The following is a 25,478-nucleotide window of genomic DNA, read 5'->3' on the forward strand; positions in this document are numbered from 1 at the left end:
ATATGCGCAAGGGATTAGGGTATGGGCTGCTGTTCACGTCTCCGGCGATCCTCGGGTTTATCATTTTTACGTTAGGGCCGATGATCGCCAGCTTGGGTCTCAGCCTCACGGACTACAGCGTATTCAAGGATCGCACCTCGTTCATCGGCTTCGACAACTATGCGAAGCTGTTCTCCGGCGAGGACGATCTATTTTATAAATCTTTGGGCGTTACGTTCTACTTCGTCATTCTGCGGGTACCCGCCGTCATCATCATTTCCTTCGCCATCGCGCTGTTGCTGAATATGAACGTGAAGGGAAGAGCGATCTTCCGGACGATTATCTACCTGCCGAGCATCGTGCCGGCCGTAGCGTCGGCGATGATCTGGATGTGGCTGATGAATCCGGATCTGGGATTGCTCAATTCGATGCTGGGCTGGCTGCATCTGCCCGGCAGCAACTGGCTTTATTCGGAGGGCAGCGTCATTCCTTCCGTCGTGCTGACGACGCTGTGGGGAATCGGGAGCACGGTCATTATTTTCCTGGCCGGCCTGTCCGGCATTCCGCAATCGTATTACGAGGCGATCGAAGTGGATGGAGGAGGCTGGTACAGCAAGCTGCGGCAGATTACGATACCGATGGTTACGCCTACGCTGTTCTTTAATACGATCATGACCATCATCGGCTCCTTTCAGGTCTTTAACGAAGCGTATATCTTGACGCAGGGCGGTCCGAACAATCAGAGCTTGTTCTACGTGTTCTACCTATGGAGAGCCGGCTTCAGGGACACCGAGATGGGCTACGCTTCCGCTCTGGCATGGGTGTTGTTCCTGATTATCATGCTGTTTACCTTTATCGTCTTCAAGACCTCCAAGTCCTGGGTGTATTACGAAGGAGGGGAGCGCCCGTGAGACAATCGAAGCTTGCGCTTGCCGCAGGATACACAGCCCTTATCCTGATCTCGATCCTGTTTGTCGTTCCGTTCGTCTGGCTGCTGCGCAGCTCGCTCATGGATCTGTCGCAGATTTTTTCGATGCCGCCCGAATGGGTCCCGAAGCCGTTTCATTGGGACAATTTCCGCAGGTCGCTGACCGTGCTGCCCTTTGATGTTTTTTTCACCAATACGATGATTATCGTGGTCGGCGTTCTGATCGGCACGGTGGCGACGAGCAGCATCGCCGCATTCGGGTTCTCGCGGATCCGATGGCGGGGCAGAGACACGGTCTTCGCCATCCTGATGACCAGCATGATGCTCCCGTTCGCGGTGACGATGATTCCGAGCTTTCTCGGGTGGAAGATGCTCGGCTTCTACGATACGCTCTATCCGCTCATCGTGCCGGCGTATTTCGGCGGGGGGATTTTCAATATCTTTCTGCTCCGGCAGTTTTATCTGACGATCCCCAGAGACTTCGACGAAGCGGCGTTCGTAGACGGGGCCTCCTACTTCCAGATTTACCGGAGCATTATTTTCCCGCTCAGCCGTTCGGCGCTCATCGTCGTCGCGCTGTTCAGCTTCCTGGGATCCTGGAACGATTTTATCGGACCGCTGATTTACTTGAAGAGCGACAAACTGTTTACGCTCGCCTTGGGGCTGCAGATGTTCCAAGGCACCTATACGGCGCAATGGGATCTGCTCATGGCGGCCTCGGCGGCGGTCGTGCTGCCTTGCGTGATCGTATTCTTGGTCGGCCAGCGTTACTTCCTGGACGGCATCACGCTCACCGGACTGAAGGGATAAAGAAAGCGGGGAATGGAAGATGACGGCGGGACATACGACGCTGCGCAGCTGGCACGAGGTGCCCTTTACGAAGGTGAAGATTACGGATGCGTTCTGGCGGCCGCGGCTTGATATCTTAAGGGAGGTAACCTTAAAAAGCTGCTTGGGAAAATGCGAGGAGACGGGCCGCATCTCGAACTTCGCGAAGGCGGGCGGCCTCGCCGAAGGGACGTTCGAAGGCATCTACTTCAACGATTCCGACGTGTACAAGGTGCTCGAGGGGGTGGCCTACGCACTCATGCTGGAGCGCGACGCCGCGCTCGAGGCCGAAGCCGACCGGATCATCGAGCTCATCGCGGCCGCGCAGGAGCAGGACGGATATCTATGCACGTACTTCACGTTGGTCGCGCCGGAGCGCAAGTGGACGGACATGGAGAAGCATGAGATGTACAACGGCGGCCATCTGATCGAAGCGGCGGTCGCTTATTACGAAGCGACCGGCAAACGGCGGCTGCTGGACGTCGCTTGCCGGCTGGCCGACCATTACGATCGGAACTTCGGGCCGGGCAAGCGCCACTGGGTGGAGGGACATGAGGAGATCGAGCTGGCCCTCATCAAGCTCTACCGGACGACCGGGGAAGCGCGTTATTGGAAGCTGGCATGCTGGCTGCTGGAAGAACGCGGGCACGGCCACGGCGTAGGCGAGATCTGGAACAAGCCGGAATGGGGCCCCGCCTACTGTCAGGACGATGTCCCGGTCAGGGAGATCCAGGAGGTAACGGGACATGCCGTGCGCGCGATGTATCTGTATGCCGCGATGGCCGATGCGGTGCATGTCTCCGGAGACCCGGCTTATGCCGCCGCCTTGCATCGCGTGTGGTCGCATACGGTCGAACGGAATATGTACGTGACCGGGGGGATCGGACCGTCCCATCACAACGAAGGCTTTACGCACGATTACGATTTGCCCAACGAAACTGCCTATTGCGAGACCTGCGCCGCTATTGCTATGGTATTCTGGAACCACCGCATGAACCTGCTGTTCGGCGAAGGCAAGTTCGCGGACGTGGTCGAGCGGGAGATGTACAACGGCGCGCTGGCCGGCCTGTCGCTGTCCGGCGATCGGTTTTTCTACGTTAATCCGCTCGCCTCGCAAGGGGATCACCATCGCGTGCCGTGGTTCGACACGTCGTGCTGCCCTACGAATCTGGCCCGGTTCCTGCCTTCCATCGGGCAATATGCGTACGCCAGGACGGAGGGCGGCTTTGCGGTCAATCAATATGTACAAGGCGAAGCCGATCTGGCGCTGGAGAACGGGACGGGCGTCAAGCTTAAGCAGCGGACATCCTATCCCTGGAGCGGAACGGTCGAGCTGGAAGTATCCCCGGAGACGAGCGGCGCGTTTAGGATCCAGCTGCGCGTGCCCGAATGGTGCAGGGGATACCGGGTTCAGGCTGGAGGCGAATGGCTGTCGGGCGAGGACGCGCCGGTGGAACGTGGCTATCTCTCGATCGAACGCGCCTGGTCGGCGGGCGATACGATCCTGCTGGAGCTGGATATGCCCGTCGAGATCGTGCGCGCGCGGCAGGAAGTACAGGCGAACGAAGGCCGCATCGCCCTGCAGCGAGGGCCCGTCGTCTATTGCATCGAGCAGTGCGATCATGCCGGGCTTCACTACGATGAGATGACGTTTTCCGCCCGCGAGCGGCTGCTGGTGGAGCACCGGCAGGATCTGCTGGGCGGCGTCACCGCGCTTCGGGGCAAGGACGGGCGAGGCGATCCGTGCCGGTTCGTTCCTTATTACGCTTGGGACAACAGGGAGCCGGGTTACATGCAGGTCTGGATCCGGGAATGCGAGGATAAGCCGCTTTACAACTACTAAGCGTTGCAGGATGGAAGGGAGTCCCTACATTGACAATCAACAATCCGATCGTACCCGGCTGGTATGCGGACCCCGAAGCCAGAACGTACGAGGGGAAGCACTGGATTTATGCGACGCGCTCCTTCACGGAATACACGATGCAGATGAATCTGGACGCGTTCAGCTCCGACGATCTCATCCATTGGGAAAAACACGAAGGCATTGTGGAAATGTCGGACTTTCCGTGGATATGGAGAGCGGTCTGGGCGCCTACGCATATCGAGCATCGCGGGAAGTATTACCTCGTGTTCGCATCCAACGATATTCAATCCGACGAGGAGATCGGGGGCCTGGAGATCGCCGTGGCGGATCGCCCCGAGGGGCCGTATAGAGGGTACCTCGGGCGGCCGCTGGTGGACAAGTTCATTCATCAGGCTCAGCCGATCGATGCCCATCTGTTCAAGGACGAGGATGGGACCGTCTACCTGTACTACGGCGGGTGGGGGCACTGCAACGTCGCGCGGATGAACGAAGAGATGACCGGATTCGTTCCTTTGACGGGCGAGGGCGACGAGATTTTCCGTTCCATCACGCCGGAGGGCTATGTGGAAGGCCCGTGCATGATCAAGAAGGACGGACTGTATTATCTGATGTGGTCGATGGGCGGATGGACGAACGGAACCTACCGCGTAGCGTACGGCGTGAGCGGCAGTCCGCTCGGCCCCTTCGAGAATAAAGGGACGATCCTGGAAAAACAGGAGCCGATCGCGGAAGGCCCAGGCCACCACGGTTACTTGCACCTGCAGGAGACGGACGAGTGGCTGATCGTCTATCACCGCAGAACGATCGGAGACACGGAGCCGGGTCATCGCCAGCTGTGCATTGATCGCATGCGGATCGGAGGCGGCAGGATCGAACCGGTCATCATGACCGATTCATGGGCGTTCTGATGCGGCAGCGTTGAGCGGAAGCCCTGCGAAAACGGAAAAACGCCAGGTGTCCCCTCCTGTATGGGGATGCCTGGAGCCTTATCCAGGGGGGCCGAAATTCGCGAGAGCCTCTTTTGCGTAAGCTGTGTGAGTGGCTGTGTGAGTTTGAAGGCGTAGGCAGCCTGAATTGCTTTTCCCTGCCCTTTGTGGTATAGTTAGTTTATTGGAATTTTGACCTCAAATTCATCTATTGCAGAGGGTTATTATTTTAATGACTAACCTTGTGCAATATATGAATTTTTTATTTTGTACCTTAAAATGAGAAGCTCATGTAAAAATTGGAGGTGTTTCTATGCAAACAGGAACAGTGAAATGGTTTAACGCAGAAAAGGGATTCGGTTTCATCGAGGTTGAAGGCGGCGAAGACGTATTCGTACACTTCAGTGCCATCACTGGCGAAGGCTTCAAGTCGCTGGACGAAGGCCAACGCGTTGAGTTCAACGTCGTTCAAGGCAACCGCGGCCAACAAGCCGAGAACGTCGTAAAACTGTAATAGAAGATTCGAATCCCCGGAACGTATCGTTTTGGGGATTTTTTAATGAAGACGTTTTGTACGCGGATAGTAGCACGTTCATTCTAAGGGGGACGATCCATTGAATTATTCTTGGAATAAACCGCTGGACAATTTGCCCGAAGAAATGACCACGATCTGGTCCTGTACGAAAGACGGCTGCAATGGATGGATCCGGGACAGCTTTTCGTTCGAGGACGTGCCCACCTGCATGATCTGCAAGTCGGTCATGGATCGCAGCGAAAAAGTGCTGCCGATCTTGATCTCCTCGGATCACCAGCTTAAGCAATTTCGGAAAAACCAGCGGAAAGCGGCGGCGCTGTAAAAGCCGATTTCTGGCGCAAGCAGGCGGATTTGCAGAATATCCCATACGAGTCCGCGGCCTGCAGAGGTTGTGGATTTTTCTTTTTGCCTCTAGAATAGGACCCGCAGGCGCAATGCCGGCATGGCCACATATTATCGGGGAAAAGAAGTGATAAGGTGATACCGCTTGAATTAAAGGCGCGGACACACGCTTATCTGGACAAGCGCTTGACCGGGACGTCCATGGACTACCGCAAGGTGATCGCCTTGTTCATCCCGATCCTGATCGACCAGGCCTTTATCGTGGGTCTCAATCTCGTGAACACGGCCATGATCAGCTCGTCCGGCGTGGCGGCGGTCGGCGCGGTGAGCACCGTGGATGCGCTGAACATTTTTCTGATCAACGTCTTCGTAGCCGTAGCGTCAGGGGGCACGGTCGTCGTCGCCCAGTACAAGGGCAGCGGCAACGATTCCATGATCTCCAAGGCCGCCGCGGGCACTGTCGCTTCGGTCGCGCTGCTGTCGCTGGGCATCGGCCTGGCGGTCATCGCGCTGCACGGGCCCGTGCTTCAAGTGCTGTTCGGCAGGGCGTCGGCCGACGTGCTCGATCATGCGCGCGTGTACCTCATCGGCAGCTGCGCTTCTTATCTCGGCATCGGCATCGTCCAGGCGGTATGCGGCGCGATGCGGGGGATCGGGCGGTCCCGGGTATCGCTGATCCTGTCGCTGATCATGAACCTGCTGTACGTCGCGCTGAACTTCGTCTTCATCAACGGGCTCGACATGGGCGTGCTCGGCATGACGATCGCGGTGAACATCGCCCGCTATACGGCCGCCGTCTGCGCGCTGGTCTACATTCTGCGGATCGACACGTCGCTGCGCCTGCGCCTCGGACAGCTGGTCCGCGTGCCGTGGGCCATGCTGAAGAAGATCATGACGATCGGCGTGCCTTTCGCGGCGGAGCAGATGTTTTTTAACGGCGGCAAAATGCTCACCCAGGTATTTATCGTCAGCATGGGCACCTACGCGATCGCGACGAACGCCATCGGCGGCACCATCGCCATGGTGTACCAGATCCCGGCCGGCGCGCTGTCGCTGACGATCGTCACGGTCGTCGGACAATGCATCGGCGGACGCAACGTAGGGGACGCCCGCAAGTTTATCAAGTCGTTTATTTGGCTTTCTTCCTGTTCGTTCATTCTGATGACCGCCATTCTGATGCCGCTCTTCTATCCGATGGTGAATCTGTTCCACCCGCCGGCCGATATCGTCGACGACATCTTCTGGCTGACGCTCGTCAATGCGGTCGCGCAGATCCCGCTCTGGTCGATCAGCTTCATCCTGCCCGCGGGACTGCGGGCCGCCGGCGACGCGCGCTTCACCTCGATCGCGTCGATGCTGTCCATGTGGCTTTTCCGGATCGTGCTCGGCTACGTGCTGGGCATCACGCTTGGTCTGGGCGTCATGGGCGTATGGCTCGCGATGAACTGCGAATGGGGCGTGCGGGGCGTGCTGTTCCTGAAGCGGTTCCGCGGGGACAAGTGGTATGCGAAAAAATTAATTTGAAGCTACGCTTGGACAGGGAAGATACGCATGATAGGTCTGGTGAAAAAGGATGAAGCAGCGTTTGTCTGCTTCATCCTTTTTGCGCGATATGCGCGCGGTCGGGCCCGCATGGAGGCTGTGGCAGAATGAGTTATTATCCGGAAACGCTTGGTCGCTTCGCGCCGCGCCTAACCTCGGCGGGCAGCTTCGCGTCCGTCCCGCACGAACCGGGCGGCAGCTTCCATCTGCGGCAGCGCGACGGCCTCCAGCGTGACGAAGCCGTGGGGCTTCTGCGCCTCGAGCTGCGCCCAGAAACGTGGATAGTGCAGCTCGCCGAGTCCCGCCGCCGTCTCCTGGACGCCGCCATCGGCGCCGCGGACCAGGTCCTTGGCATGCGCGCTGACGATTCGCGGCCCGAGCAGCCGGAACGCCTCGTCGACGACCCGATCCTGATCGTCGAGGGAGCGTCCGCTCAGCAGATTGCACGGATCGAGGACGACTCCGACGCAGGAGGACGGGAACCGTTCGACCGCCGCCGCAAGCGTCTGGGGCGAGTCGATCAGGTGCCCCTGCGCCGCCTCGAGCCCGATGACCGCGCCCCACCGCTCGGCTTCCTCGACCAGCTCCTCGAGCGCGCGGTCGAGCAGCGCCGCATGCTGCGCGATGCGGCTCGGGTCCTGGGGCACGCCCACCTCCGTCGCCACGATCGGCGCGCCGAAGTGCCGCGCATGACGGAGATGTTCTTTGAACCGGTCCACGTTATGGCGATAGTTGTCCTCGTTCAAGTCGATGAGGCTTGCGTAGCAGCCGAGCACGGCGATGCGGACGCCGCGGTCCGCGAACGCGCCGCCGATCTCGCTCGCGAGTCCGGGGCTCAGCTTGCCGAGGGAGAAGTCGATACCGGCGATGGCCTTGGACAGCGCCAGCTGCACGTACGAGAATCGATGCTCGGCCACCTTCTCGGCCAACTGCGGGTAAGGCAGCGTACCGAGCAGGTGCGCCAATATTCCAACCGACATAGGCCTGCTCCTTTCCTGCGCATGGGATTTGCGCTCGCTAGTTCATGGCGTTAATCCTTATTCGACGCCCGGCCGTCGCTTCCTTCCGCGGAATTGCCGCCTTCTCCGCCGCCCGCGCCGAAGCATAATGCCGGCTCTGCTGGGGACACTGAGCGAATGCAACGATTAACGGGACGAAAGAGTGAGCCGAGTTGGACAACAAGTACGTCAAAGAAACCCGCTGCGTGAAAACCTCCCGAGTATTCCCCACGGACGTGAACAATCACGAAACGCTGTTCGGGGGCAGGCTGATGTCCCATATCGACGACATCGCGTCGATCTCCGCGTCCAAGCTGTGCCGGGTGACGGCGGTCACCGCCTCCACGGACTCGGTCGACTTTCTGCTCCCGATCCGGCAGACCGATTCGGTGTCGCTCGAAGCCTTCGTATCTTGGACCGGCAAGCGGTCGATGGAAGTGTTCGTCAAGGTGATCCGCGAGGATCTCCGGACGGGCGAGCGCAGGATCGCCGCGACTGCGTTCCTCACGTTCGTGGGGCTGGGCGACGACAATAAACCGGTATTCGTGCCGCAGGTGATCCCGGAGACGGACGAGGAGAAGAAACTGTTCGAGACCGCGGAGCATCGCAAGGAGATGCGCGGCATCCGGCGGGAACAGAGCAAGGCGTTCGCGGATTTTCTGTTGACGAAGTACCCGTGGGAGTAGAACCGCACCCGCCTCCCGCAACTCATCCCCCTCTTCCGCCATTCTTGTGCACCGTCGCTCCCCGATGAGGGGCAGCGGCTTTTTTTGTGCCTTTGGGCGAATGAACGCTTGACATCTCTTAATAATGTCATTATGATAATATAAAAATGACAGTATAACCGGAGGCGATCCCGATGGACTTCTATCTCGAAGACGAACATGTCGTAGCCCGGCTCGTGGCCGAGTGGCGCAAGTACGGACGGCTCGTGGTCGCATACGACTACGACAACACCGTGTTCGATTATCATCGTGCCGGCCTCGCGTTCGACGACGTTCCCAGGCTCCTTAGGGAATGCCGGGCGCAGGGCGCGTACCTGGTCGTTTTCACCGCATGCGGCGAGCGGCAGTACCCCGAGATCTCGGCTTACCTGACGGAGAACGACATACCGTTCGACGCCATTAACGAAGAACCGCCGTTCGTGCCTTCCTCGGGCGGCAGGAAGATCTACTTCAACATTCTGCTCGACGACCGGGCGGGACTCGGCTCGGCATACCGGTGCCTGCAGTCGGCGCTGGACATCATGAAGCGAGGAGCGTGACCGACATGATCCGGCTTAACGGAGAGACGCTGGCATTCGAGACTTATCCGAACGGGGAGACGCGGATGGACGGGGATCGCATCCTCGCGCTGGCGAGGACGGAGGGCGGCAATCGGATCGCCTTCAAGTATGGGACGGACGCCGATCTGATCAAGCTGATGTTCGTCAAAAGCTACTTGGACGACCGCTGTCTCGGCACGGCGGCGCTCGACGTCTATTACATGCCGTACAGCCGGATGGACCGGGCGGAGGGCGCGTCGGCGTTCACGCTGAAGTACGCGGCGCGAATGATTAACGCCATGAACTTCGAGCGCGTCACGGTCGTCGAGCCGCATTCGGACGTCACCCTGGCGCTGCTCGACCGCAGCCGCGCGATCTATCCGACGCTTGAGCTGCTCGGCCGGGTGACGGCGGAGACGGGATTCGATCCGTCGGCGGACTATCTGTTTTTCCCCGACGCGGGGGCGCAGAAGCGATACGGCCGGGTAGAAGGCTTCAAGCAGCTGGTCGGTCACAAAGAGAGGGACTTCCGCACGGGGCGCATTCAGAAGCTGGATGTCGCGGGCGGCGTCGACCGGGAAGGATTCCAGGCGATCATCGTCGACGATCTCTGCTCGTACGGCGGCACGTTCCTGCTCAGCGCCGAGCGGCTGCGAGAGCTGGGGGCCGCGCGTATATACCTGCTCGCGACGCATTGCGAGAATGCGATCTATCAAGGCAAGCTCCCGGCGTCGGGATTAATCGACCGCGTATACACGACGGACACGATTCTGGACGGACCGGGCACGGACTTCATCACCATTTATCCGATCGGAGGCATGCTGCCATGACCCGTCAAAATTACGTTTACCCCGCTACCCTGCTGTGCGACTTCTACAAGGTGAGCCACAAAAACCAATATCCGCAAGGCACGGAGCTCGTCTACTCGACCTGGACGGCGCGCGCGAGCCGCGTCGCGAACGTTGACCGGATCGTAGCGTTCGGCTTCCAGGCTTTTATCCAGGAATACCTGATCGATTACTTCAACGCGAACTTCTTCGGCCGGACGAAGGCGGAGGTGGCGGACGAGTATAAGCGCGTGATTCGCCATACGCTGGGCGCCGCCGACCCGGACGCGGCCCATATCGAGCGGCTGCACGATCTCGGATACCTGCCGATCAGGATTAAGGCCATTAAGGAAGGCAGCCTCGTGCCGGTCAAGGTGCCGATGCTGACCGTCCAGAATACGACGCCGGAATTCTTCTGGCTGACCAACTACCTGGAGACGCTCATGTCGTGCCAGCTGTGGCTGCCCGCAACCAGCGCGACGCTCGCCTTCGAATACCGCAAGCTGCTCGAGGACTACGCGCGCCGGACCAACGGCGACGCATCGGGCGTGCCGTTCCAGGGACACGACTTCTCGATGCGGGGCATGGGCGCGCTAGAAGCGGCCAAGGCCAGCGGCGCAGGGCATCTGCTCTCGTTCACGGGCACGGATACGATCCCGGCGATCCTGTATCTAGAGGATCACTACGGCGCCGATATGGAAAAGGAACTGATCGGCACGTCGATCCCCGCGACCGAGCACAGCGTCATGTGCGCGCACGGACGGGACGAAGCGGCCTCGTACCGCTACTTGATCAAGGACGTGTACCCGAGCGGGTTCGTATCGATCGTATCGGATACATGGGATCTGTGGACCGTCCTCGACGTCGTCATCCGCGGGCTTAAGGACGATATTCTGAGCCGGGACGGCAGGGTCGTCATCCGACCGGACAGCGGCGATCCGGTGAAGATCATCTGCGGCGATCCGGACGCGGCCGACCCGCTCGAACGGCGCGGCGTGATCGGGATCCTGTGGGACATCTTCGGCGGGACGACGACCGCGCGCGGCTACAAGCAGCTCGACAGCCACATCGGCGCGATCTATGGCGAGGCAATCACGATCGACCGCTGCAGAGAGATCTGCGAGCGGCTCGCGGACCAGGGCTTCGCGTCGACCAACATGGTGTTCGGCATCGGTTCGTTCACGTACCAGTACAACACCCGCGATACGTTCGGCTACGCGCTCAAGTCGACGTATACGGTCGTGGACGGCGAGGAGCGCAAGATTTACAAGGATCCGAAGACGGACGCCGGCAAGGTCAAAAAGTCGCAAACGGGGCTCGTGCGCGTCGTCCCGCAGGACGGTACGATGGTCTGTATTGATAATCTGGACAAGGAGGCATACGATCAATACAGCGGGATCGATCTCTTGGAGGACGTGTTCGTCGACGGGCGCCTCGTGCGCGAGCACACGCTCGCCGACATTCGCGCCAGACTCCTCGGGAACCTGCAGGATGAAGCGACAGGAGTCATTTAGAATATGAACGATCAAAGTGCCGGGCATTACTCGGCCGCCGGGTTCCGTACGCCGGACGGCGCGCCGACGGATATCGTGGTGTTCACGATTACGAAGACCGAGCGGACGGGCGCGAAGAAGGCGCTGCCGTTCCGCAGGCTGGAGGTCATGCTGATCAAGCGCAAGCAATGGCCCTGCGCAGGCATGTGGGCGCTGCCGGGCGGATTCACCCGGGAGGGCGAGACGGTCGAGGCGTGCGCCAGGCGCGAGCTGCTGGAGGAGACGGGCGTGTCGGACGTGCACCTCGCGTACTTCAACGTGTACAGCGCCCCGGACCGCGATCCGCGCGGCTGGATGATCTCCCATGCGTACTTCGCGCTGGTCGAGGAGCGGTACGTGGCGAGCCGCAGGACGTCGGACGAGGCGTCGGACGTGCGGCTGTGGCCGGTCGAAGAGGCGCTCGCCATGGAGCTGGCTTTCGACCACCGGACGATCCTGCAGGACGCGCTGGAGCGGATACGCCGGGAGATGCTGACGACCACCATCGCCAAGGAATTCCTGCCCGAGACGTTCACGATCAGCGAGCTGTACCAGGTGATCACGACCGTCGTGCCGTCCTTCGAGGAGAAGAACTTCATTCGCAAGGTCACCTCCACGCAGAGCCGGAGAGGCATCCTCGAGGAGGCACTCGACGCGGAAGGGCGGCCGGCGATGTCCAACCGTTACTCGCAGCGGCCGGCGCAGCTGTATCGGTTCACCGATTATGCGCCGGAGCTGTCGATCTACGGATAGGGAAGACGGGCTGCAGAGGAAGACGGGCTGCAGACTTACGGAAGGATAGGAGGCGGGAAAATGGAGCTGGCTGAGCGGATACGAGGCGGACTGTACGGCGTGGCCGTCGGGGACGCGCTGGGCGGCACGACGGAATTTATGTCACCACTCGAGATTAGGGCGCGGCACGGTTATCTGACGGAAATCGTGGGGGGCGGCGTGTGGCGCCTAGAACCGGGCGAGGTGACCGACGACACGATGATGACGCTGTGCGTGGCAGACGGCATCCTCGCGTCTCCGGCAGACCCGATGCAGGCGATCGGCGATCGGTTCCTGCAATGGTATGCGTCCAATCCCAAGGATATCGGCAACATCATCCGGCACGTGCTCGGCACGTATGAGGGAGACTGGTTCGAGGCGGCGAGGGCCGCGGACCGGGATCTCGGGCAGAGCGCGGGCAACGGCTCGTTGATGCGCTGCCTGCCCGCGGCGCTGTGCTACCCGGCGTGGACGGACGCGTCGCGCGCGTCGCGCATGCAGTCGAAGATGACGCACGACGACGGGCTGTGCGACGAGGCATGCGACATCTATAACCGGATCGCGTTCGCCATGCTGGACGGCGGGGCAGCGCTCCGGGAAGCGATCGGCGCGGCGGTGGCCGGCACAGGCTACGAGGAGATGCTCTCCTCCGATCCGAACTGCGAGCCAAGCGGCTATGTCGTGCATACGCTCCGCTGGGTGCTGCATCTGCTGCTGACGTCGGATTCCTTCGAAGAAGTCGTGCAGCGGGCGGCCAACCAAGGCGGGGATTCGGACACGATCGGGGCGATCGCCGGCGGCTTGGCTGGCGTGCATTGGGGCTATGCGGGCATTCCGGAGCGCTACGCCGGCCGCATCCTGATCGGCGAGCGTCTGGACGAGACGTGCGAGCGGATCGTCGCGCTGCGTCGCTCGGCGGCTCCGGGAGGTCAATAGCCGACGGTTACTTCGATATTGTGCGCATAGTTGCCGAACCGGCTCCCGTACAGGCTGACGCCGCCGGGATAGCGGGCGTCTTCGGCCGACGAGATGCGCAGCCGGATGTCGCTGCCGGACGTCACGCCGAGCGCGTCCGTCGTCGTATCCGATATCCGCACGCCGTCGATGTAGCTTCCTTCCCCGTTGACCAGCAGCGTCTTCAGCACGCCGTGCTGCGAGTGCTCCGCGCCCCACCAATCCGGATTGAGGAGTCCGCGCTGGCTGCCGAAGTCGCCGGGACAAGTCCATACGCCAAGCGGGATGCCGTTCAGGGAGAAGGCGATGTCCGAGGGCCAATCCTCCTTGAAGCCGGGCGCCTCCGATCCGATCTCCATCGAGATGCGTATCTCTCTAACCATAGCGTCGCCGATCAGGTAGTTCGGCACTTGATACTCCACGTATCCGCTCCCGAACCAGAGGTGGTGCGCCTCGACGTGCTCCGGCTCGGCGAAGTAGCGGGGATCGTCTACCAGGCCGATGAGCTTGGCCGGCGACGCGAGACCGCAGGTCGGCTTGACCTGGTATCGCGTGTAATGGCCGATCGGGATGGAGACCGCGTAACTGGACGGACGCTGCGGCGCTTCGCCGTCCCGGTCCGACGCGCGGAATTGCAGGACGAGATGCTTCAGGCTGAGCGTGCACACCTTCTGCTTGCCCCGGGTTCCGGCCGCCAGCCGGGTCGACACGATGCCGGCGGTCTCCAGCTTCTGAATATGCTTGGTTACGATCGCGGACGAGAGCGCCAGCTCGTCCGCGATTTCTTTGACGTACATGGGGCGTTCCCGCAGCATCTCGATGATCCGTACCCGCGTTTCCGACGACAGGCATTCGAGTAGCTGCATATGGCGGGTGCCGACTTCGATCTCCATATATGATGACACTCCGTCCTATAGTTAATCGTGAAGTTAATTATACAATATAAAAGTTGACAATCAAGCGGATTCCGGCTACGATGTGATCGAAAACGGTTATTATTGTATTAATTATTAATTACAAGGTTAACTATTGAGGAGGAATCGTCTGATGTCCGAAGTCCAATCGCCCGCCCTTAGACAGGATTATCCGAGGCCGCAATTCGTCCGGGACAGCTGGGTCAATCTGAACGGAGAATGGGATTTCGAGTTCGACGACGCGGACGTCGGTCTCGAGCAGAAGTGGCAGAACGACGCGCGCGAATGGAGCCGGCGCATCCAGGTGCCGTTCGCTTTCCAGAGCAAGCTGAGCGGCATCGGCGATCCGGGTTTCCACGATATCGTCTGGTACCGTCGCACGCTCTCCCTGCCGGAGGGCTTCAAGGATAAGCGCGTCGTGCTGCACTTCGGGGCCGTCGACTATGAAGCCTCCGTATGGGTCAACGGCACGCTCGTCGCGACGCACGAGGGCGGCCATACGCCGTTTCATGCCGACATTACGCACGCGCTCCTGCCCGCCGGGCAGGACGATACGCTCGTCGTCCGCGCGGTCGACTATAGCAAGGACGTGACGCTGCCGCGGGGCAAGCAGTACTGGCAGGCCGATTCCGCGAGCATCTTTTACACCCGCACGACGGGGATCTGGCAGACGGTATGGGCGGAGGCGGTATCGTCCGCGCATCTGGCCGCGGTCCGCTGGACGCCGGATATCGACCGCAACGCGATCGGGCTGGGGCTGACGCTGGCGGGATGGACCGGCCAGGCGAACCTGAAGGTCAAGGTGGACATCTCGTTCGACGGCGAGCCGGTCTCGTGCGACTTCTACACCCTCCGGTCCGCGAACGAGGCGCGCACGATCCATCTGCAGGAGCTTAACGATCACGGAGAGGGACGCTGGTGGACGCCGGAGAAGCCGAACCTGTACGACGTCGCGCTCACCCTATACGACGGAGAGACGGCGATCGACGAAGTTTCCAGTTATTTCGGCATGCGCAAGGTATCGATCGAAGCGGGCAGGTTCAATCTGAACAACCGGCCGTATTTTCAAAAGCTCGTGCTCGACCAGGGGTACTTCCCCGACGGCAATCTGACGCCGCCGAGCGACGAAGCCGTCCGCAAGGACGTCGAGCTGACCAAGGCGATGGGCTTCAACGGCGCGCGCAAGCATCAGAAGCTGGAGGATCCGCGCTATCTGTATTGGTGCGACCGGCTCGGGCTCCTCGTCTGGAGCGAGGCGGCCAACGCGTACCAGTACTCGGAGACGTACGTGCGCCGGTTCACGAGCGAATGGCAGGCGTCCGTCGAGCGCGACTACAACCATCCCTGCATCGTAGTCTGGGTGCCGATCAACGAGAGCTGGGGCGTGCCCAACATCCAGATCGACAAGCAGCAGCAGCAGCACGCGCTGACGATGTACCACTTGACCAAGTCGCTCGACGCGACGCGCCCGGTCGTGTCCAACGACGGGTGGGAAATGGTGAAGACGGATCTGTTCAACATCCATGACTACGAGTATCGGCGCGAGGTGCTCGAGGCGCGTTATGCCGAGGCCGGCCGGGCGACGGGCGTCATGCCGGCAGGCCGCAGGCTGTCCGTCGAAGGCTACCCGTACGAGGGACAGCCGATTCTCGTGACGGAGTTCGGCGGCATTGCCTACAAGAAGAGCGACTGGGAGGGCTGGGGCTACTCCGGCGCGGATAACGACGAGGACTTCGCTGCGCGGCTGCGCGCGGTCATTCAACCGCTGCTTGGCTCGGGCGTCGTGCAGGGCTACTGCTACACGCAGCTGACCGACGTCGAGCAGGAGATCAACGGTCTGCTCACGTACGACCGCGTGCCCAAGCTGCCGGTCGAGGCGATCCGGGAGATCAACGAGGGAAAATAAGGGGGGCGCGCTTCGGCTATCGATCGCGAGAAAAAATAGGTTCGATAAATAGACGCCGAAGTAGATGAATGGACAATCCCTCGGGTGCTTGTCTCCATAGATTGGAGTATCACCGATCAAGGAGGGATTTGTAAATGATCAACAAAAGAAAGCCGGTCGCGAAAGCGGCGCCCAAACGTGCGAAGGCGAGGGTGCTCCAGCCGCTGCTGCAGGTGTACCCGGGCACCAACTTCTCGGGTCCGGCCAAGCAGTTTCGAGGCAACATCGGCGTGCAGCGTCTGTCCTCGGTCAACCTGAACGACGACATCGAGAGTCTGCGCTTCTCCTCGCCTACCGGGAGCGGCACCGTGGTGCTGTTCGAGAACAACAATTATAAAGGCGAGTACGTGAAGTTCAGTACCGGCAGCGTCGATGACTTGGCGGATTTCAACTTCGACAATAAGGCTTCGTCGCTCATCGCCACTACGCTGACGTTGTCGGACGCCGACATCCTGGAGATCCAGCAGAACGGCCTGCGGCCGAACTTCGGCGAGATTCTGAAGATCGTGCTGCGGGGCAGAATGCGCCGCGCGGCCAAGCGCAGAAGCGCCAAAAAGTAACGCGATCGATCGCCGCGCCCGATTCGGGCGCGGTTTTTCGCATGCTCGGATTTGCCCCGACGCCGGGCATTAAGGCCGTTAATGATCGCCGTTTTAGAAGGATTTCGGACAAGCAAGCGCTTTCCCAGGATGAAAAATCACTCATTTTTAAATTTTTCCTATTCGTAGTCTGTATAATAGCGAACAGTGCAGATCATTATTGCGTTCATTCCGTTACAAAGGAGATGAAGGCCATTCAACGGCTGACCCGAATCGCGGCCATGGCTCTCGCGCTTTTTCTGGCGCTCGGAGCGGGCGCGGCGTATGCAGGCACGAATAGCACGAATAACACTCTATACATAGCAGACAGCAAAGTCGAATTAAGCAGAGGCCTATGGACGGTCGGCGGGTGGACATACGCGCCGGTCAAGGAGATCGCGGATCTGATGGGCTGGCAGCTCGATTACGACGGAGAATCCGGGCGCACGACGGTTCGCAACCAGCTGGGCGACGTGCTCGCCTTCAAGGCGGGGTCGTCCGACGTCGCGCTGAACGGACGCACGTTCGATATCGGCGGCACGGTCCGGTTGAAGGACGGCGTCACCTACGCGCCGCTGCGCGTCGTCGCCGAGTCGATGAACGCCAGCGTCGGCTGGAAGGACCAGGAGAAAGCCGCCGTCCTTCGCCAGGAAGCGCTGTACGCGGTAGCCGCGGGCGACACGCTCTGGCGCATCGCCGAGGCGCACGATACGACGGCTAGCGCGCTCAAGGTACGCAACGGGCTGACCGGCGAGGCGCTCGCGGTCGGCCAGCTGCTCAAGGTCGTGGCGCCCGAGTTCATGGACCCGGACGTCTCCGAGCAGAAGGCGACGGCCGCGGCCGCGGAGGCGATCGACCCGGCAGACCTGACCTTGCTGGCGAAGCTGGTGGAGGCCGAGGCCGGGAGCGAACCGTACGCGGGTAAGCTCGCCGTGGCGAACGTCGTGATGAACCGGATGCACAACGACCGGTATCCCGACACCGTCAGAGGCGTCATTTACGCGCCAGGCCAGTTTTCTCCGGCAGGCAACGGCAGCCTCGAGCGGGAGACGCCCTCCAAGGACAGCATCCGCGCGGCGAAGGCCGCCTTGTCCGGCGAGAACAACGTTCCCGGGGCTTTGTCCTTCTTTAATCCGCAGCTCGAGCCTTCCAAGGCCAAGCGGGTCAAAGGGATCAAGAAGATCGGCCATCACGTGTTCGCCTGAGCGGAGGATTCCGCCGCAGTGCCATGAGATTTACAGCAGGGAGCGGGGCAGAGGCCTCGCTCCTTTGTCTTATCGGGCGCAAGCGTGAGAGATTGGGTAAACTGATTGTAGATTCTACGGAAAGAGGCGAATGTCATGGAGAAGAGAGCTTACGGCAAGACCGGCATGCAGGTGAGCGTGCTCGGATTCGGGGGCGCGGAGATCGGCTTCGGAGACGCCGCCCAGCGAGACGTAGACAGGCTGCTTAGCAGCGCGCTGGACGCCGGGCTAAATCTCATCGATACGGCGGAATGCTATAAAAACAGCGAGGAGCTCATCGGGCGAGCGGTCGCGGGCCGGCGCAGCGACTATTTCCTATTCACCAAGTGCGGACATGCGGCGGGCCTCGATCTGCCCGACTGGGATCCGCGCATGCTGGCGCAGAGCATCGACCGGAGCCTGGAGCGGCTGAAGACGGACTACGTCGATGTCATCCATCTTCATAGCTGCAGCGAGGAGGTGCTGAGACAGGGCGACGTCATCGACGTGCTGAAGCGCGCCAAGGAACAGGGCAAGACCCGGTTCATCGGCTATAGCGGCGATCATACGAATGCCTTGTACGCCGTCCGCACGGGCGCCTTCGATTCCCTCATGACGTCTCTGAACATCGCGGATCAGGAGGCGGCGGACCTTGCCTTGCGCGAAGCGGCCGAGCGCGGCATGGGGGTCGTCATCAAGCGGCCCGTGGCCAACGTGGCCTGGCGGCATGCCGAAGCGCCGGATTCCAAGGCTTACGAGTACCCGTACTGGCAGCGGCTACAGAAGCTGAAGTACGATTTCCTGAAGGGCGACTTGCAGGAGTCTGTCGGCAAGGCGCTGCGTTTCACGCTGTCGACGCCGGGCGTGCACTCCGCGATCGTGGGCACCGCCAATCCGGACCGCTGGGCGTCCAATGCCGGGCTGTTGACTGCGGGCGCGCTGCCGGCGGCGGAGTACGAGGCGATCCGCGAGCGTTGGCGGTCGGTCGCGGAGGAAGATTGGATCGGATTAGAATAAATAGCGGTGAAGCACACCCCGACGGTCGTCCATGACGGCTGATCGGGGTATTTGCTTTGTCCGGGCAGAGGTGGGGACGGATTGAGCCGGGGAATGCTTTTACTTTTACGGCGGGGCGCGCCGTTACTGCCCCTTTTTGGCCTTTCCGCACCTCAAGCAATATCGCCTGCCGTATCCGCGCCCATAACGCACGATCCTGCGTATCGCCGTCCGGTCGTCCAGCTTGGCGAACGGACACGGGTCCGGCCTGGTGTTCACTTCCAGGATCCAGGGCTTCAATCCGCGGTCGACGGCGATGTCGATGCCGAGCTCGTTCATGGCCGGATACGCCCGCCCGAACCGCTCGGCTGCCAGCAGCGCCAGCCCGCGCATGCCGCCGATCAGCCGCGCGGCTCTCGCGCGTCCGGCGATGGGACGGAGCAATCGGGCGGCCTCGTAGATCGTGCCGCCTTGACTGCCGTTGGATACGATCTTGCCAGGGTGGGCGACACGGCCTGCGATGCCCGTATTGACCCAGCGTCCGGCCGCGTTTTTCTGGGTCATGACCCGAAAATCGAATGGGCGGCCCTCGTGCCGAAGGACATGAACGCCTTGTTGGATGAGATAGCGTCTCGCGCCTATTTGGCGCCGCATGGACCGGTATAGGCCGACATGCGTACGAAACCGCCGCCGCTCCGTCCCCAATTGATAACGATAGTAGCCTTTTCCGCGATCGACGCGCATAATGCCGATGCCCTGAGAGCCGGTGTCGGGTTTCGCGTAGACCATCCCGCTCTTCCCCAGCATCCTCCGCAGCCGGTCCCAAGACAATGGAACGGTGCGCGGCACATGCCTGCCCAGCCTTCCGCCGCGCAGCAGCCCGGTTTTGACCAGCTTGCTGGAAACGGTCTGTTTCTTGCTCTTTTTCATGGCGCGCGCCTCCCCGGAATTAGCCTTTACCTATCATACGAACATGAGGGATTGTTTGCGATTGTCCGCGCTGACGATCGAGCTCCTGCAATCGACCATTCTCCGAACGTCGGGCCGCCCCGCGACATATGGTGATAACATCCCGAATTAGGCCTCGACCTGCAACGGGCAAGGAGTGGATCGGATGTCCGAGCCTGCGGGCCGAGAGGCCCTCGCCGAGCGGACGGCGCAGCATTTCCCTTGGTACCGCCAGCTTCAGGCACGGGAGGGGGGAGCGCCCCGTTCATTGCCGCTGATCACGGCTCCCGTGCTGGAGGCCTATTATTATACGGAAGACAATCCGCTCGCGCGCGGCGGGGATTTGTACCGTTACCGGACCTCAGGCACGAGCTCGGGTCTGCGCAAGACGATCTACTACTCCGAGCGGGACGAAGCGGATTACTTGCGCATCAAGCTGGATGTTTTCCGACAAATTCTGGGGAACGCAGGTTATCGGACCGCGGCCTCGGACATGGGGACGGGGCATGCCGAAGCGACGGCCGCGAGCGTATTTCGCAGCCTCGGGATGGAGGTCCATACGCTGTCGTTCAGGGAACCGATCGGGCGTCATATCGAGGAGTTGAAGCGCATTCGGCCCGAGGTGCTCTATACGATGCCTTCGATTCTGGACCGCATCCTGCTCGCCGCTGACGATCCGCTCGCGTTCGGCGTACGACGGGTCATCCTGGTCGGAGAGATCGCCGCGCCCGGCTGGATCCGGCATGCGGCGGAGAAGCTGGGCATCGGACCGGACGCGGTCGCCGACACGTACGGCTCGATCGAGATCGGCACGATCGCGTATTACGACCGTCGGCACGGCCGCTACGTGCTGACGGAAGGACTCGAAGCCGAAGGCGTCGGCGCCGAAGCGCTCGGCGAGGGATACGAGCCGCTGCCGGCGGGCGAGCAGGTGCTCGTGCTGACGTCGTATGTGAGGGAGGCGTTTCCGGCGCTGCGCTACGTCACCTACGACGTCGTCCGCGACCTGCGTCCCATCGTCGTGGACGGCGAGCGGCGGCAGAGCTTCCGCAGCATCGTGAAGCGCATCGGCCCCGACTTGAAGCACGGGGAGAAAATCAGCATCTACGACATCGAGGACGCCGTCTACCGGCACATCAGGGATGCGAGCGTGCGCGTTAACGTGGCGGGCAACGCGCTGCGCGTCCATCTGCACGGCGCGAACGCGGACCAAGCGCTGCTCGGCCGGGTGCGCGAGGAACTGCAGGACCGCATTCCCGAGATCGGCGCCATGATCCGCGGCGGCATGCTGGCCGGTATCGAGGTCGTCGCCGAACCCGGCTACGACGACGAGCGGAGCCGCGGCTCCGTCAAGAATAAAAAAATATTTTATACGTAAAGGTCGGATTCGCATGAGGCTCGAAGGAGGCATCGCAGACGCGATCGGCCGCACGCCCCTCGTCAGGCTGGGGAGGCTGTACCGCGACGCGCCGTTCGAGGTGCACGGCAAGCTGGAATGGATGAATCCGGGAGGCAGCGCCAAAGACCGCCCGGCCCTGTACATGCTGCGGGAAGCGATCAGGCGCGGCGAGGTGGGCGAAGGCAGCGTGATCGTCGAGTCGAGCTCGGGCAATCTGGGCATCAGCATCGCGCAGCTGTGCGCCTATATGGGGCTGCGCTTCGTCTGCGTAGTCGATCCTAGGACGACGCAGCGCCATCTCCAGATCATCCGCAGCTTCGGCGGCGATATTGAGCTCGTGGCGACGCCGGACGCGGAGACGGGGGAGTACCTGCCTGCGCGAATCCGGCGGGTACGCGAGCTGGTGCGGGAGATACCGGGAGCGTACTGGACCAACCAATACGGCAACCCGGACAATGCGCTGGCCCATGCGGAGACGACGATGCGCGAGATCGGGGAGCGGCTCGGGGCCGTCGATTATCTGTTCTGCGGCGTCAGCTCGTGCGGCACGATCCGCGGCTGCAGGGATTACGTCCGGGATCGGGGTTGGACGACGAAGATCGTGGCGGTGGATGCGGAGGGCAGCGCGCTGTTCGGCGGGTCCCAGGGACGGCGGAGATTCCCCGGATTGGGCGCCGCGCAGGTGCCTGACCTGCACGAGCTGGCGCTCGCGGACTTCGCCCTGCGCGTATCGGATGCCGATTGCGTGCGGGGCTGCCGCGATCTCGTGCGGTACGAGGCGATTCTCGCAGGCGCGTCCTCCGGCGGCGTGGTCGCGGCGATCCGGCGGATGAGCGGAGATATACCCGCCGGATCGGTGTGCGCCGCGATCCTGCCGGACCGGGGCGAGCGGTATATGGATACCGTATACGACGACGAATGGGTACGGCGGGAACTGGGCGCGGAAGCAGGACCGTCGGCGACCGGCGCGGAGGAAAACGGAGGGGGCGGCCCATGATCTATCTGCATGACGGGCATATCCGCTCGCTCGGCATCGATTGGCGGCGGCTGACCGGCATCGCGGAGGCGGTCGTCCGGGAACGGGATCGGGGCGCATGCGTCAGTCCGGTTAAGACATACCTGCGCTATGGGGACAGAACCAACCGCATCATCGCGATGCCGGCTTACGTCGGCGGCTCGTTCGGTCTGGCCGGCATCAAGTGGGTGGCCGGCTTCCCCGGCAATATCCGCCGCGGCCTGCCGCGCGCGAGCAACGCGATCGTCCTCAACGACGCGCAGTCGGGCATCCCCTATGCGTTCGTCCGGAGCGGCCTGCTGAACGGCTTGCGCGCGGCCGCGGTCAGCGGCCTCATGCTGCAGGCGTATCTGGAGGCTCGGCGGCCCGAGGAGGTGCGGCTCGGCATCGTCGGCTGGGGACCGATCGGCCGTCTCCATCTCGACATGTGCGCGGCCCTGCTCGGCGACCGGCTGAAGCGGGCGACGCTCTTCGACCTGCGCCCGATCGATCCGCAGACGATCCCCGTCCGCCTGCGCGGCATCGTCGACATCGCGGACGACTGGCGCGCGGCCTATCGCGCGTCGGACGTGTTCGCGACGTGCACCGTATCCGCGGAGCGGTACGTCGACGAGGCGCCGCCCGCCGGGTCGCTGCTGCTCAACGTGTCGCTGCGCGATTATGAACCCGGCAGCGTACACGGCAAGGCCGCGCCGATCGTGGACGACTGGGCCGAGGTATGCCGGGAGAACACGGACATCGAGCGGCTGCACGCGGAATGCGGACTGGTCGAATCCGATGCGCTCACGCTCGCGGACGTCGTGTGCCGCGGAGCGCTGCGGCCGATCCCCGCTGGCAAGCCCATCTTCTTCAACCCGATGGGACTCGGCGTCTTCGATATCGCGATCGCCGGGGATTACGCGCGGCGCGCGGCGGAGCTGGGCGTCGGCATCGCGCTTGAGGACGGCTGCTGACCGTCTCCGGCCCACGTGGAAAAGCCGCCAGGGATCTTCTTCCCTGACGGCTCCTTGTCGTCTATCGGCGGCGCAAAAACAACAACTACGCCAGAATAGCCTCGATCTTCTCCAGCACGTCGGCGGAGAGCGCGACGCCGGAAGCGGCGGCATTCTCCGTCACCTGCTCCGGACGGCTCGCGCCGACCAGCGCGCTGGATACGCCCGGCTGACGCAGGATCCATGCCAGCGCGAGCTGGCCGATCGTGACGCCGAGCTCGCCCGCGATGCTGCCGAGCTGCTTCACCTGCGCGATTTTCTCCTCGGTGATGCCGTTACGCACCCACTCGAGCTTGGCCGCGCGGCTGTCTTCGGGGATGGCGTCCACCGAGCTGTACTTGCCCGTCAGCAGCCCCTGCGCGAGCGGCGAGAAGACGACTTGTCCGATGCCGTTCCGTTCGCTGAGCGGCAGGACCTCTTTCTCGATGTAGCGGTTGAACATATTGTAGACCGGTTGATTGACCACGATGCGGTCCAGGAGGTACTTGTCCGCCGACGCCAGGCCCTCGGCGATGTTGGCCGCCGTCCACTCGCTGACGCCGACGTACAGCACCTTGCCCTGGCGGACCAGGTCGTCGATCGCGCGCAGCGTCTCGTAGACCGGCGTCTCCGGATCGTAGCGGTGGCAGTAGAGAATGTCGACGTAGTCGAGGCCCAGCCGCTTGAGGCTGGCATTGGCCTGCTCCGTGACGTGCTTGCGCGAGAGGCCGCGGTCGTTGGGGCCGTCGCCCATCGGCCAGAATACCTTGGTCGCCAGCACGTAGGATTCGCGCGGATACGCCCGCAACGTCTCGCCGACGACGACTTCGGCCGCGCCCCGCTCGTACACGTTCGCCGTATCGAAAAAGTTAATGCCCAGATCGTAAGCGGTCTCGATCGCCTTCACCGCGTTTTGCTTTTCCACGTAACCGCCGTACGTCAGCCAGCTGCCCAGGCTGATCTCGCTTACCTTCAGGCCGCTTGCGCCCAACCTCCGATAATTCATCGTACGCACCTCTATTCCGTAGAATGTCCGAGCCCTTCGGCTCCTTCCCCAGTATAGGCAACCCCATGCTGGACGGGAAGTAGTGAATAATTTATCATTAAATGATACCGGATATACCAACTATACAAAGTATAGCGATGAAAAGGAGCGCATTAGGCCATATGACACAGAGCAGCAGCTACATCCCCAAGGAGCCGCAAATCATCGACTGCAATATCGAAAAAACGCTGGACGTGCTTGGCGGAAAGTGGGCGTTTCTGGTTCTGCGAGAGCTGTTCTGCGGCACCCGCAGGTTCGGCGAGCTCCAGCGTCTCATCCCCGCCGTCAGCCCGCGCGCGCTCACCAGCACGCTTCGCCACATGGAGACGAAGGGCGTGCTCGAGCGGCACGTGTATCCGACCGTGCCCGTCACGGTCGAGTATACGCTGACTCCGAAGGGCGAGGACCTGCACCGCATCGTCAAGGAAATGAAGCTGTGGGCGGCGAAGTGGACGTAGGCCGCTGGACGGATACGGGGGATCGTTTGAAGAGGGCTGTCGGGACTTTCCCGACAGCTTTTTTTATGCGCTTTTGCGCGCCGCCGCAAGAAATGCGGCCGATTCCGCTTATATTTGCGGTACCGCGCAACGGATTTTCGGTTACAGGCGAAAGTCGGGACTTTATGATTAATATAGTTCGAAATAACTGGTCAAGGGGGCCATCATGAGTATAAATGCGCCAGCAATCGACAGAAGCACGGACAATGAGCCGTCGGACGAGCTGCTGCAGGACATCCTGAGCGCCATGCGCCAGATCGTGCCGCTGCCGCTCTCCGTCGCGCCTCCCCAAGGCGAGCCGGAATGGCAGGAAGAGTGGGGCGTTCTGATCGGCATTACGGGGGATATCTACGGGCGGATCGTTCTGCTCGGCGAGGGCGAAGCGTTCGGCAAGCTCGGCGAATCGATGTTCGGCATGAGGCTGGAAGGCGAGATGCTGCAATCCTTCGTCGGAGAGCTGGCCAACATGATCGCGGGGCAAGCGGCGACGCTGTTTTACGGCAGGGGACGCAGGATCGACATCACGCCGCCCACCGTCATGTCGGGCAAGATGCAAATCTACGGATTGACCAACGCCGCTAAGGCTGCTCTCGTTTTTGAAGGCGCGGGCGAGCTCTGTCTCTATATTTCCAAAGATTCCGAAGGGAAGGTGTAACG

General features: G+C 61.7%; 26 protein-coding genes. 22 read left to right on the top strand and 4 right to left on the bottom strand.

The genetic code is table 11. From position 1 onward, the window contains the following. Positions 1 to 2 precede the first annotated feature (2 nt). From PQG80_RS12095 to PQG80_RS12125, 7 genes are all read left to right on the top strand, one after another. Positions 3 to 890, top strand: coding sequence for a carbohydrate ABC transporter permease (locus PQG80_RS12095; protein WP_271751597.1), 888 nt, complete (start codon positions 3 to 5; stop codon positions 888 to 890). Continuing rightward, positions 887 to 1,717 carry a carbohydrate ABC transporter permease gene (locus tag PQG80_RS12100; RefSeq protein WP_271751598.1) on the top strand — a complete coding sequence of 277 codons (831 nt, stop codon included), beginning with the start codon at positions 887 to 889 and terminating at the stop codon, positions 1,715 to 1,717. Before PQG80_RS12095 ends, PQG80_RS12100 begins: the two co-directional genes overlap by 4 nt. 19 nt (positions 1,718 to 1,736) lie before the next feature. Continuing rightward, complete coding sequence (locus PQG80_RS12105) at positions 1,737 to 3,578, top strand: glycoside hydrolase family 127 protein (RefSeq protein ID WP_271751599.1); 1,842 nt, start codon at positions 1,737 to 1,739, stop codon at positions 3,576 to 3,578. Positions 3,579 to 3,607: 29 nt separating this feature from the next. Beyond that, positions 3,608 to 4,507 carry a glycoside hydrolase family 43 protein gene (locus PQG80_RS12110; RefSeq protein ID WP_271751600.1) on the top strand — a complete coding sequence of 300 codons (900 nt, stop codon included), beginning with the start codon at positions 3,608 to 3,610 and terminating at the stop codon, positions 4,505 to 4,507. A 331-nt stretch (positions 4,508 to 4,838) separates the two neighbouring features. Then, a complete protein-coding gene (locus tag PQG80_RS12115; protein ID WP_090117032.1) occupies positions 4,839 to 5,039 on the top strand; it encodes a cold-shock protein in 201 nt (66 codons plus the stop codon). Between the two features lie 100 nt (positions 5,040 to 5,139). Further along, positions 5,140 to 5,382, top strand: coding sequence for a cold-shock protein (locus tag PQG80_RS12120; protein ID WP_271751601.1), 243 nt, complete (start codon positions 5,140 to 5,142; stop codon positions 5,380 to 5,382). A gap of 155 nt (positions 5,383 to 5,537) precedes the next feature. Continuing rightward, positions 5,538 to 6,926 carry an MATE family efflux transporter gene (locus PQG80_RS12125; protein ID WP_271751602.1) on the top strand — a complete coding sequence of 463 codons (1,389 nt, stop codon included), beginning with the start codon at positions 5,538 to 5,540 and terminating at the stop codon, positions 6,924 to 6,926. A gap of 167 nt (positions 6,927 to 7,093) precedes the next feature. On the opposite strand, the gene PQG80_RS12130 is transcribed toward PQG80_RS12125, so the two are convergent. Next, positions 7,094 to 7,924 carry a sugar phosphate isomerase/epimerase family protein gene (locus PQG80_RS12130; RefSeq protein WP_271751603.1) on the bottom strand — a complete coding sequence of 277 codons (831 nt, stop codon included), beginning with the start codon at positions 7,922 to 7,924 and terminating at the stop codon, positions 7,094 to 7,096. Between the two features lie 191 nt (positions 7,925 to 8,115). On the opposite strand from PQG80_RS12130, the gene PQG80_RS12135 reads away from it, so the two are divergent. From PQG80_RS12135 to PQG80_RS12160, 6 genes are all read left to right on the top strand, one after another. After that, positions 8,116 to 8,628 carry an acyl-CoA thioesterase gene (locus tag PQG80_RS12135; RefSeq protein ID WP_271751604.1) on the top strand — a complete coding sequence of 171 codons (513 nt, stop codon included), beginning with the start codon at positions 8,116 to 8,118 and terminating at the stop codon, positions 8,626 to 8,628. Positions 8,629 to 8,801: 173 nt separating this feature from the next. After that, the gene (locus tag PQG80_RS12140) at positions 8,802 to 9,206 is read left to right on the top strand and encodes a hypothetical protein (protein WP_271751605.1); all 405 of its coding nucleotides are present in this window, start codon (positions 8,802 to 8,804) and stop codon (positions 9,204 to 9,206) included. A gap of 5 nt (positions 9,207 to 9,211) precedes the next feature. Next, the gene (locus PQG80_RS12145) at positions 9,212 to 10,036 is read left to right on the top strand and encodes a ribose-phosphate diphosphokinase (RefSeq protein ID WP_271751606.1); all 825 of its coding nucleotides are present in this window, start codon (positions 9,212 to 9,214) and stop codon (positions 10,034 to 10,036) included. After that, a complete protein-coding gene (locus tag PQG80_RS12150) occupies positions 10,033 to 11,547 on the top strand; it encodes a nicotinate phosphoribosyltransferase (RefSeq protein ID WP_271751607.1) in 1,515 nt (504 codons plus the stop codon). Before PQG80_RS12145 ends, PQG80_RS12150 begins: the two co-directional genes overlap by 4 nt. A gap of 3 nt (positions 11,548 to 11,550) precedes the next feature. Beyond that, positions 11,551 to 12,318 carry an NUDIX hydrolase gene (locus PQG80_RS12155; protein WP_271751608.1) on the top strand — a complete coding sequence of 256 codons (768 nt, stop codon included), beginning with the start codon at positions 11,551 to 11,553 and terminating at the stop codon, positions 12,316 to 12,318. Between the two features lie 60 nt (positions 12,319 to 12,378). Further along, on the top strand, positions 12,379 to 13,272 hold the full coding sequence (locus tag PQG80_RS12160; RefSeq protein WP_271751609.1) for an ADP-ribosylglycohydrolase family protein: 894 nt from the start codon (positions 12,379 to 12,381) through the stop codon (positions 13,270 to 13,272). Here PQG80_RS12160 and PQG80_RS12165 read toward each other — a convergent pair. Next, on the bottom strand, positions 13,266 to 14,183 hold the full coding sequence (locus tag PQG80_RS12165; protein ID WP_271751610.1) for an ArsR/SmtB family transcription factor: 918 nt from the start codon (positions 14,181 to 14,183) through the stop codon (positions 13,266 to 13,268). The two genes, PQG80_RS12160 and PQG80_RS12165, sit on opposite strands and share 7 nt — an antisense overlap. 154 nt (positions 14,184 to 14,337) lie before the next feature. Here PQG80_RS12165 and PQG80_RS12170 point away from each other — a divergent pair, with 154 nt between their 5' ends. From PQG80_RS12170 to PQG80_RS12185, 4 genes are all read left to right on the top strand, one after another. Next, the gene (locus PQG80_RS12170; RefSeq protein WP_271751611.1) at positions 14,338 to 16,110 is read left to right on the top strand and encodes a glycoside hydrolase family 2 protein; all 1,773 of its coding nucleotides are present in this window, start codon (positions 14,338 to 14,340) and stop codon (positions 16,108 to 16,110) included. Positions 16,111 to 16,244: 134 nt separating this feature from the next. Then, positions 16,245 to 16,709: a hypothetical protein gene (locus PQG80_RS12175; RefSeq protein ID WP_271751612.1), complete on the top strand. Its 465-nt coding sequence runs from the start codon at positions 16,245 to 16,247 to the stop codon at positions 16,707 to 16,709. 224 nt (positions 16,710 to 16,933) lie between these two features. Next, a complete protein-coding gene (locus PQG80_RS12180; RefSeq protein WP_271751613.1) occupies positions 16,934 to 17,932 on the top strand; it encodes a cell wall hydrolase in 999 nt (332 codons plus the stop codon). Between the two features lie 135 nt (positions 17,933 to 18,067). After that, on the top strand, positions 18,068 to 18,967 hold the full coding sequence (locus PQG80_RS12185; RefSeq protein WP_271751614.1) for an aldo/keto reductase: 900 nt from the start codon (positions 18,068 to 18,070) through the stop codon (positions 18,965 to 18,967). A gap of 123 nt (positions 18,968 to 19,090) precedes the next feature. On the opposite strand, the gene PQG80_RS12190 is transcribed toward PQG80_RS12185, so the two are convergent. Next, entirely contained in the window at positions 19,091 to 19,876 is a 786-nt protein-coding gene (locus tag PQG80_RS12190; RefSeq protein ID WP_271751615.1) for a YheC/YheD family protein, read from the bottom strand. 184 nt (positions 19,877 to 20,060) lie between these two features. Here PQG80_RS12190 and PQG80_RS12195 point away from each other — a divergent pair, with 184 nt between their 5' ends. From PQG80_RS12195 to PQG80_RS12205, 3 genes are read left to right on the top strand one after another with little or no spacing between them, the layout of a single operon-like run. Further along, entirely contained in the window at positions 20,061 to 21,272 is a 1,212-nt protein-coding gene (locus PQG80_RS12195) for a phenylacetate--CoA ligase family protein (RefSeq protein ID WP_271751616.1), read from the top strand. Positions 21,273 to 21,285: 13 nt separating this feature from the next. After that, positions 21,286 to 22,290, top strand: a complete 1,005-nt coding sequence (gene sbnA / locus PQG80_RS12200) for a 2,3-diaminopropionate biosynthesis protein SbnA (protein WP_271751617.1) — start codon at positions 21,286 to 21,288, stop codon at positions 22,288 to 22,290. Then, complete coding sequence (locus PQG80_RS12205) at positions 22,287 to 23,261, top strand: 2,3-diaminopropionate biosynthesis protein SbnB (RefSeq protein ID WP_271751618.1); 975 nt, start codon at positions 22,287 to 22,289, stop codon at positions 23,259 to 23,261. Before sbnA ends, PQG80_RS12205 begins: the two co-directional genes overlap by 4 nt. Positions 23,262 to 23,346: 85 nt before the next feature. Here PQG80_RS12205 and PQG80_RS12210 read toward each other — a convergent pair whose 3' ends face one another. Continuing rightward, positions 23,347 to 24,285 carry an aldo/keto reductase family protein gene (locus tag PQG80_RS12210; RefSeq protein WP_271751619.1) on the bottom strand — a complete coding sequence of 313 codons (939 nt, stop codon included), beginning with the start codon at positions 24,283 to 24,285 and terminating at the stop codon, positions 23,347 to 23,349. 161 nt (positions 24,286 to 24,446) lie between these two features. Here PQG80_RS12210 and PQG80_RS12215 point away from each other — a divergent pair, with 161 nt between their 5' ends. After that, the gene (locus PQG80_RS12215) at positions 24,447 to 24,782 is read left to right on the top strand and encodes a winged helix-turn-helix transcriptional regulator (protein WP_271751620.1); all 336 of its coding nucleotides are present in this window, start codon (positions 24,447 to 24,449) and stop codon (positions 24,780 to 24,782) included. 205 nt (positions 24,783 to 24,987) lie between these two features. Next, positions 24,988 to 25,476: a chemotaxis protein CheX gene (locus PQG80_RS12220; protein WP_271751621.1), complete on the top strand. Its 489-nt coding sequence runs from the start codon at positions 24,988 to 24,990 to the stop codon at positions 25,474 to 25,476. The last annotated feature ends 2 nt before the right edge of the window (positions 25,477 to 25,478 follow it).

This window comes from Cohnella rhizoplanae (genome assembly GCF_948329515.1).
Classification (GTDB): Bacteria; Bacillota; Bacilli; order Paenibacillales; family Paenibacillaceae; genus Cohnella; species Cohnella rhizoplanae.